7 protein-coding genes are annotated in these 7,064 nt (G+C 56.9%); 4 read left to right on the top strand and 3 right to left on the bottom strand.

Annotated elements, in window-relative coordinates; genetic code table 11:
* Window positions 1-42: 42 nt before the first annotated feature.
* Together Q0C48_RS07240 and Q0C48_RS07235 are read right to left on the bottom strand one after the other, a co-directional pair.
* On the bottom strand, window positions 43-183 hold the full coding sequence (locus Q0C48_RS07240; protein ID WP_291522944.1) for an EAL domain-containing protein: 141 nt from the start codon (window positions 181-183) through the stop codon (window positions 43-45).
* A 207-nt stretch (window positions 184-390) separates the two neighbouring features.
* Window positions 391-3,093, bottom strand: a complete 2,703-nt coding sequence (locus Q0C48_RS07235; protein ID WP_291522942.1) for an EAL domain-containing protein — start codon at window positions 3,091-3,093, stop codon at window positions 391-393.
* A 394-nt stretch (window positions 3,094-3,487) separates the two neighbouring features.
* On the opposite strand from Q0C48_RS07235, the gene Q0C48_RS07230 reads away from it, so the two are divergent.
* Window positions 3,488-3,745: a late competence development ComFB family protein gene (locus tag Q0C48_RS07230; RefSeq protein WP_291522941.1), complete on the top strand. Its 258-nt coding sequence runs from the start codon at window positions 3,488-3,490 to the stop codon at window positions 3,743-3,745.
* 579 nt (window positions 3,746-4,324) lie between these two features.
* On the opposite strand, the gene Q0C48_RS07225 is transcribed toward Q0C48_RS07230, so the two are convergent.
* Window positions 4,325-4,756, bottom strand: a complete 432-nt coding sequence (locus tag Q0C48_RS07225; RefSeq protein ID WP_291522939.1) for a hypothetical protein — start codon at window positions 4,754-4,756, stop codon at window positions 4,325-4,327.
* An 11-nt stretch (window positions 4,757-4,767) separates the two neighbouring features.
* Between Q0C48_RS07225 and Q0C48_RS07220 the strand changes: the two genes are divergently transcribed.
* The 3 genes from Q0C48_RS07220 to Q0C48_RS14690 form a co-directional block, all read left to right on the top strand.
* Window positions 4,768-5,118 (top strand): hypothetical protein, encoded by a 351-nt coding sequence (locus tag Q0C48_RS07220; RefSeq protein WP_291522937.1) that lies wholly within the window; start codon window positions 4,768-4,770, stop codon window positions 5,116-5,118.
* A gap of 551 nt (window positions 5,119-5,669) precedes the next feature.
* Window positions 5,670-6,896, top strand: a complete 1,227-nt coding sequence (locus Q0C48_RS07215; protein WP_291522935.1) for a site-specific integrase — start codon at window positions 5,670-5,672, stop codon at window positions 6,894-6,896.
* 44 nt (window positions 6,897-6,940) lie between these two features.
* Window positions 6,941-7,064, top strand: a 124-nt coding sequence (locus tag Q0C48_RS14690; protein WP_366937031.1) for a type II toxin-antitoxin system RelE/ParE family toxin, incomplete at its 3' end; no start/stop codon positions are given.

Raw genomic sequence — 7,064 nt, 5'->3', positions numbered from 1 at the left:
AGAAGCAGAACATGGCAACCATTCTGACAGAAAACAAACTATCTAAACAGTATTGGGGCTAAGCAATCCACGTTCCGGATCCTGGATGCGGATCAATGCTTCACCCCCCAGAACCTCTCCTGCGCTGCTTACAATCGGTTGATAATGAAGTACCAGGTGTCTTTTTCTTAGCGCCCCCTCCATAACATGGCGCATGCGCGCGCTATTACGATAGCGAGTGATGACCTGGGAATCATGCTCCCGTAGCCTAGGGAAACCGGGAAGGTGTTCCTGGCGGGGGTTCTGATCAGTCATGATGCGTATCATCCGGTATGCCATCCATCCCGGTCAATATGGCATCCGGAGCCGGTGTTTGGATGCTTTTGGCCAAGGTGGCACCATACAGTGGGCTCATAGAATATTGCCGCCAAGTCTCACTCGCTGCCATTTCTCACCCAATGCTTTGCGCAGGGCATTACTGGCAGCAACCAGACCGTGCAGATCGATATCGTGCATGGTTCTGCGGGCGATGATTCCCAGAATGCGATGGTACTCCCGGTGCAGGACATCGAGTTCACTCCCTTCGCCATAGCCCATCTGCTCCAAAGCCCTCTGGAAGCTGCAGCGCTGCGGGTCCCCCAGACGCTGCGCATCGACCATGTCTGGATCATGGGCGAGGATCTGCAGCCAGAACTTGTGGTGCAGCATGTGTTCGGCGTACAAGCCGAGTATAGTTTCGGGGCCCTGGTGCGGAGCGGCGGAGAAGCCTGCCAGAAAGCTGTGCAATGCGTCGATAGACAAGGGTCTGGCAATGGCATAGCCCTGCAGAAGCTCGGCACCGAGCACCGTCATAGCATCCTGAACGGCAGCAGTTTCAACCCCTTCCACAACCAGGTCCAGGTCCAGTTCTGCGGCCAGATCTTTGATGATCAACGCGAAGGCCAGGTCTTCCGGCCGTTCTTCCAGGCTGTGAACGAACCCATAATCGAGCTTGAACTCGTCCACCGGCAATTCCTTTAGCCGCAGTAGCGAGGTGTAGGCACTGCCGATGTCGTCCAGGGCGAGACAAACACCGAGGTCACGAATGGACTGCAGGAGATTCACTGCGGATTTACGTTCCAGGAAATCACTGCCCTCCAGAATCTCCAGGTGCAGGCGCCGGGGATCGATGCCGCTTTGCACGATCTGCTCGCGCAGGTCATCACGACAGTGCGCATTAAAGGACGAGCGGGGATCGACATTGAAAGAGACCCATAAGGTGTGCCCGTCTGCTTCCAGTTCCGGCAAGTCGCGGAGGATCGCGCGGAGTACCTGGGCACACAGGTGATAGAGGTCTTCGCTGGCCAGATGGGGCAGAAACTCTGCAGGTTGCAGCAGATGATCCCCTTCTCGCAGACGGGCCAGCGCCTCGACACCGACAATCCGGTTCTGGCGGCTATCGAGGATAGGCTGGTAATGCACCTCCACGGCTTCCTGCTGCAACAGGTACCGGTAACGGTTCTGGCACTGCGGGAAGTCTTCACCATACAAGGCCCAGTAGCGGGTGCGGTCAGCCTTGTGCGCCTTGCTTTCGTAGAGGGCGTGATCGGCATAGCGCAGGAGCGCATCCGGGCTACCCTCGTCTTCCAGAGCATAAATGGCGACACCCATGCTGATGCCAACTTGGACGCTGGTGTTGGCGGACAGGGCAATGGGTTGCGTCATGCGTTCGGCGATCTTGTCGAAAATGGGAAACAAATCGTCGATGGATTGAGCGTCTTCGAGGACGAGGACAAACTCATCCCCGCCGATTCTCCCCAAAAAATCGGTTTTGCGCAGGGCCTCTCCCAACCGTTGCGCGATGTTGCACAATGCCTGATCTCCGGCATCATGGCCGTAGGTGTCGTTGACCGGTTTGAAGGCATCCAGATCGAGCATGCAGACCGCGAGCAAGGTGTGGCGACGGGTGGCGCGGGCCATGGCCTTTTCGATCTCGGCATCCAGGGCGCGGCGATTAGGCAGTCCGGTGAGGGCATCCTGCATGGCCATCTGCGCCATCTGGTCGTGGTCCCTCTGCAATTGTTGCCGGGAATCGTCCAGGTTGAGTGCCAGGGTGTTGATCCGGGCGCCCAGGCGGATGATGTCGTTGCGTTCGGCTTGGGCGAGAAAATCTGGCGGGAGCCGATCCGCGTAGTGTCCCGTGCTCAGACGTTCCACGAAATCCTGAATCCTTTGCAAGGGACGGTAGAGGCTGCGCCGGGCGAACCCTGTGCTGAGGAGCCAGGAGAAGAACAAGATGGCGGCGCCGGCGATGGCGCCCATCCATGCGCGGGTGTTGGCACCAGCCAGCACCTGACGCAGAGGTTCGGCCATCACAATTTCGAGTTTTGCCCCTGGTCCCGTGGAGACATCTGCGACCGTCAGCAGATGTCGTTCCCCTTGGGGGTCGCGGCAGATCTTCATGGTGCCAGAGAGGGGCAGACCGCCTTTGCAAGACGGTAACGGCGCCAATGCGGGATCCGCCAGGATGATCTGCTGGCCGCGTAACAGCCAGAAGCGTTCCCTCTGCCGAGTTTGTACAGACTTGATCTGTGCTATGAGCCAACTGACGCGCAGCCCCGTATTGACGGTTCCCATAATGTGTCCTGCGGCGTCGCGCAGCGGATAGGAGAGCGGGATGATCCACTGACTGCTTAGCGGACCCTTGCGCACCGTCCCAATCCCAAAGTGTCCTTGCAAGGCGTCGCGAATATTGGGCGTGAGCCCAACCGTCATCGACTGCGGACCGGTAGAAGCGCAATCCACGATGCCGCGCCGGTCGCTACGCGCCAACAGGGTGTAACGAAAGACAAAAGGCGCGGTCATCCGTGCGAGGTAATCGCTACAGACGGCGGGGCTTCCATCGCGCACTTTGGGCTCCAGCGCGAGGCCCTTGAGAAAGGCCTGTGCAGCACGGAAACCGGCCTGTAGACGTTCACCCGCCATTTTGCCGTTGTGCAACTGTTTTTGGGTCGCGTCCGTGTAGGCCTGCTGGTAATGGGTATAAATATCCCAGCCCAACAGCAGGGCAACAGGGAGAAAACCCAGGAAGGCAATCCGGCCCATTTTTGCGGCAAGGCTATGCTGGCTACACAATGGCCACCTCAACCCAAGATTCATGAGCCCCCAACATCCAGGTGACCTCTACAAGCCGAACTGCCGCTGCAAGATCGTCTCGGTCGCATCATGCAGCACCTAGAACGGGATTTCTGCATCCCACCAGCTCCCATTCATTGACCTCAAATTCGCTGCGTGGTGGCATAATGCGCCTTTTGAAAGCGATCTAGAAATTCGAATGAATGCCCGTGGCATGACCATCGCCCTGACCGAGCACCCCCACAGTACCTTGCCTTGCAGGTATATAGCTTATCTTTTGATCATATAGTTGTTTTTGGCGAATTGGCAGCCCCCCGCAGTAAAAAACTCCCATTATTCGGTAGGGACAACTATACTGACAGAGTCGTCAACATTTGACAGGAGAAATTTTGTCATGGGCAGGCCAATAAATCTTTTCGAGTCGCTGGTGGAAGATGTACTGCGACAATTCACTGATGATGAGGAAGAGTTTTGTGACGCCATGGCCATGGCGTTAAACGGTATACAGCCCCATTATTACTGCCGACCAGAAACCATATCCATGATGAATGCTGCGGAAGCGGAAATGGAGGATTGCCGATTCCAGGCGGAAGAGTCGGCTAAGAAGGCACTGACTTATGTGCGCCATTACCCCAAGCCACAAAAGTTGTAGAGTCCACATGCGCCCATCGGCCTCATCGTTCCCAATGCCAGCCGGGCGCAGGTGGGGTAGCTGCCAAAGCACCCCATCCACTGGCGGGTCGAGGCTTATTCCGTCAGGGTTTGGGCGGTCCGACACGCTGATAGAGCAGCTCGGCGATACGCTCGATTTGATCTTCGGGGATAGGTGCACCGAAGCCATTTTTCATCTTGGGCCTGGGTGCTCATGGAGGTAAACGAGGCCATGGCCTCCATGATGGCGTCGAGAATCAGCCGGTCCAGGTCCGGGGAATTGGCGAACTGTTCCTTTGGTATTGATGCTGACCGGTGGCGGGCGCGCTCTGGAAGACCTGCGGATGGTGCATGGGGATAGTGCCTTGCGGCGTTTGCTGAATTTGGACCCGCCTCCCCAGCACGGACGCGACAGGAGATTGTTTGCGCCGGATGGGTAAGATGCCCCGACCCTAGCGGCTATCGCCGCGATTTCAGAATCCGCCTGGACCCCATATGCCGACTGCGCCGTAGCGGAGACCGTGCACAGCATGAAAGTCACCCACAAGGCCCTTCGGCTCATCGTGGTGCGCTATCGTCATCAGGCGGACTGCTGGAAGAAGACCATCCGCGCGATCACCTCATCGCCAGCAACCGGGCCGGAAGCACTGCCGATGTGCTGATCTGGTACCGCCAGCGGGGCGAGCACTCCGAGAACGGCATCCATATAAGGAACTGAAAATCGGCTTTGGCATGGAGCGTATGCCTTGCAGGCGGCAAGCCCTGTAGCCAGGAAAGCGCCAACGCCGCCTTCTTCCGGATTGGCGTCATTGCCCACAATCTCTTCGTGCTCTTCAAGCACCCCGCTCTGGGGGATGGTTGGCAGCGGCATCGTATCGTCACGGTGCGCTGGCGGTGATTTCAAGCACCGAGTCGGGTCATTCGTCATGCGGGCGTCTGGGTCTTGAAGGTAGCCGCGACCTTCGCAGCAGACTTCGCGAACATTCGCGCGCGTGGTTACGCTACGCTCCACGATCTGGCCCCTTGAACGCTCCTTTTTACCCTCCACCGTCCTACGTCCTCGTCGATATCCTGGAGAATGATCCCGAGTGGGTGCAATGGTCTTTATCCCAGATATACGGTCAATCGAAGATTCATCAGCCCATCATCAATCCGATCATTTATGCGGAGCTCTCCCTGACCTTCTCGACGCATGAGACCCTGAATGAAGCGATCGACGAAATGCGTCTGGAGATCATTGACATACCCGGCCAGCCCTATTCCTTGCCGGAAAGGCCTTTGCCCAGTATCGCCGACGGGGTGGTCAAAAGCAGAACGTGCAGGCGGATTTCTTTATTGGCGCGCACGCCGCCGTTGCGCATTACCCCATTTTGACCAGAGACAGCCGCCGATATCGCTCCTATTTTCCAAGTCTGAAGATCATCGAGCCGGACAGATAGAGATCACCTGAAGCATGCTCGTCCGACCGCGTACCAACAGTCCAACAAATCCCTATAACCCCTTTGTGATCTTCACCAAGAGGTTTTTTCATGTTCCTGTCCGATCCTGTTCACCCGCAGTCGCCTAACGCTGCCTACCGTTTTTCCTCACAATGTTGGATATAGGTTGGATAGAAAAAATGAAGGCACCTAGAGAAACTCTCTAAGTGCCTAATTCTTTTGGATCCCCTGGACAGGCTCGAACTGCCGACCTAGTGATTAACAGTCTCAAAGTCCAGCATTTATCACGTTTTATCTACCCCCATGTATATTGACGTATCAGTCACTTAGATTGATACTACCTTCACCGACATTGACCGATTTACCGCTAAAAGGTTAACCTGAGGTTAGCCCACGGTTAGCCCGAAAATCGCGTCACTGGGCCGGAAATGCTGGAGATCGTGGCGAAAATGCGCCGCAAAAGGTTAGCCCGGGAGGGGGTAAAACATGCCCGAAAAGATGCAGTTCACCAAGGCCCGCATAGCGGCGCTGGAGCCGGTCCCCGGCAAACGGATCACCGTCTATGACCTGGAACAGAAGGGGCTATGTATTCGCGTTACACCAGCCGGAGCCAAGGCGTTCTATTGCGTCCGCAAGGTGGAGGGCAAAGTGGAGTGGGTACGCATAGGCGATGCCACCACCGTGACCATTGAGACGGCCCGGACCACTACGGCGAAGATCGTCAATGATATTGCCGCAGGGACCAACCCCGCCGAGCAGAAGCGCATCAGGAAGGCGGAGATGGCATTCTCTGACCTGTTCAGCGAGTGGGTGAAGGACTGCAAAGCCAGAGGCAAAAAGAGCCTGAGCAAAGATCAGGACAACTACCGCTTGCACCTGCAAGGACTGGCCCGCAAGAAGCTATCAGACATTCAGCGTAACGAGATACGCAAGCTGCACTCTACCCTTTCGGTAAAGTCTGGGAAGTTTCTTGCAAATCGCGTCCTGGCCTTGGTGCGGGCACTGTTTAACTTCGGTATCAAGACGCTGGATATACCGGGACTGACCAACCCCGCAGCCGGGCTAAAGATGAATCGGGAGGAAAGCCGGGATCGTCGCCTGCACCCAGATGAAATGCCGCGGTTCTTTGAAGCACTGGCCGCCGAGGAAAACCCCGATATGCGGGATTACATCATGCTTTCGCTGCTGACCGGAGCGCGTCGCTCCAACGTCCTGGCGATGGCCTGGGCAGAGATCAATCTGGACCGGGCAACATGGACCATCCCCGGCTCCAAGGCGAAGGCTAAGGACAATATCACCGTACCGCTGACCACCGCCGCCATAGAGGTGCTACAGGCCCGCGCAGAGGCTACAGGGGCGCAGGGATGGGTATTCCCCAGCACAGGCAAGACAGGGCACCTTGTGGAGCCTAAAAAGGGCTGGGCGCGGCTACTGGAACGGGCAGGCATCGAGGATTTGCGTATTCACGACCTACGCCGGACCCTGGCAAGTTTCCAGATCGACGCCGGGGTTTCCCTGGCCGTTATCGGTAAGGGGCTAGGACACCATTCCCAGCAAACCACCGCCGTTTATGCACGACTCGCGCAAGACCCGGTTGCCGATGCCTGGCAGAAGGGCACCGATGCCATTCTCGTGGCTGGAGGGATTAAAAAACCTGCTGAGGTTGTGCCGATGAAGAAATTGCCCCGCCATCGCAAAAGTGCTATATCGTGAAGTGGACCATTGAAACGCTGGACGACAGAGTTCAGGCGGAGATCATGGCTCTTCCAGAAGGGGTTCAAGCACGGGTTATCCGTATTCTTGAACTGATCGAACAGGTGGGATTGGAACAGGTCCACGAGCCGCATATCAAGCACCTGGAGGACAAGCTCTGGGAGATAC

The sequence above is a fragment of the Acidithiobacillus sp. genome (assembly GCF_023255755.1).
Classification (GTDB): domain Bacteria; phylum Pseudomonadota; class Gammaproteobacteria; order Acidithiobacillales; family Acidithiobacillaceae; genus Acidithiobacillus.
This window is presented reverse-complemented; position numbering and strand designations above follow the sequence as displayed.

Coding starts and splice junctions, on each gene's coding strand:
- Q0C48_RS07240 (WP_291522944.1), bottom strand. CDS start 183: ATGGAGGGGGCGCTAAGAAAAAGACACCTGGTACTTCATTATCAACCG.
- Q0C48_RS07215 (WP_291522935.1), top strand. CDS start 5,670: ATGCCCGAAAAGATGCAGTTCACCAAGGCCCGCATAGCGGCGCTGGAG.
- Q0C48_RS07230 (WP_291522941.1), top strand. CDS start 3,488: ATGGGCAGGCCAATAAATCTTTTCGAGTCGCTGGTGGAAGATGTACTG.